The organism is Pseudomonas amygdali (assembly GCF_002699855.1).
Classification (GTDB): domain Bacteria; phylum Pseudomonadota; class Gammaproteobacteria; order Pseudomonadales; family Pseudomonadaceae; genus Aquipseudomonas; species Aquipseudomonas amygdali.
Genome location: NZ_LKBW01000183.1, coordinates 1 through 1,528 on the forward strand (window position 1 = coordinate 1; position 1,528 = coordinate 1,528).

At 59.2% G+C, this 1,528-nt stretch carries 1 protein-coding gene; it reads right to left on the reverse strand.

Annotated features, from left to right (window positions below; genetic code table 11):
- Window positions 1-132 precede the first annotated feature (132 nt).
- Complete coding sequence (gene serA / locus AO277_RS13465; protein ID WP_002555754.1) at window positions 133-1,362, reverse strand: phosphoglycerate dehydrogenase; 1,230 nt, start codon at window positions 1,360-1,362, stop codon at window positions 133-135.
- Window positions 1,363-1,528: the final 166 nt, after the last annotated feature.

A 1,528-nucleotide genomic window follows, 5' to 3' on the forward strand; every position in this document is an offset into this window, starting at 1 on the left:
CAGGATGCAGGCCGCCAAGGCAGCGTAAGTGGATAATTGTCCAACCTTCGGGGGGCATACCAGAGCGTGAGGAACGATAGGTGCCCGGAAGAACACTGATCGTGCCCACACGGGGTGGGCACGGCGCTCGGGTCAGAACAAAACGCGGCTGCGGATGGTGCCTTTGATCTGTTGCAGCTTGGCCTGGGCAAGGTCGGAGTACTCGGCGTCGACGTCGATGACCACGTAACCGACTTTCTCGTTGGTCTGCAGGAACTGACCGGAGATGTTGATGCCGTTCTCGGCGAAGACCTTGTTGATCTCGCTGAGCACGCCCGGGATGTTCTCGTGGATGTGCAGCAGGCGATGCTTGCCGGGGTGAGCAGGCAAGGCCACTTCCGGGAAGTTGACCGACGATACCGACGTACCGTTGTCGCTGTACTTGACCAGCTTTTCTGCGACTTCCAGACCGATGTTGGCCTGCGCTTCGGCAGTGGAACCGCCGATGTGCGGGGTCAGGATCACGTTGTCCAGGCCACGCAGCGGGCTTTCGAAGATGTCGTCGTTCGAGCGTGGCTCGACCGGGAACACGTCGATTGCAGCGCCGATCAGGTGCTTGTCCTTGATCGCGTCGGCCAGGGCGTCCAGCTCAACGACTGTGCCGCGAGCGGCGTTGATCAGGATGCTGCCCTTTTTCATCGCGCGAATTTCTTTTTCGCCGATCATCCACTGGGTTTCCGAGGTTTCCGGCACGTGCAGGGTAACGATATCGGACATGCCCAGCAGCTCGTTCAAGCTGGACACCTGAGTCGCGTTGCCCAGTGGCAGCTTGGTCAGCGTGTCGTAGAAGTACACCTGCATGCCCAGGCCTTCGGCCAGCACCGACAACTGCGTACCAATCGAGCCATAGCCAATGATGCCGAGCTTCTTGCCACGGATTTCGAAAGAGTTGGCCGCGCTTTTGATCCAGCCGCCACGGTGGCAGGAAGCATTCTTCTCAGGGATACCGCGCAGCAGCAGGATCGCCTCGGCCAGCACCAGTTCTGCTACCGAGCGGGTGTTGGAGTAGGGCGCATTGAACACTGCAATACCGCGCTCACGCGCTGCATTGAGGTCAACCTGGTTGGTGCCGATGCAGAAGCAGCCGACGGCAACCAGTTTCTTGGCGCAATCGAACAGCTCTTCGGTCAACTGAGTGCGGGAGCGGATACCGATGAAGTGTGCGTCGGCGATCTTTTCTTTCAGTTCGGCTTCCGGCAGAGACTTGGTGTGGTACTCGATGCTGGTGTAGCCGGCTGCCTTGAGGACGTCGACAGCGGACTGATGGACGCCTTCGAGAAGAAGGAACTTGATCTTGCTCTTGTCGAGGGAAGTCTTGCTCATCTGCGTAAACCTGTGTCCCGAAGAAAATTGGCAGGGGGTGCCCGGTTCGGCTCTGGGCACGACTCACGGGGGGCGTATGCTAGCATATGAGCCGGGAGTATCAGTTTTTTTGTGTTCGGGCTGGTTAGGGCCTGCCGTCAGGCAGGCCCTTGTTTTACCAGCTCGG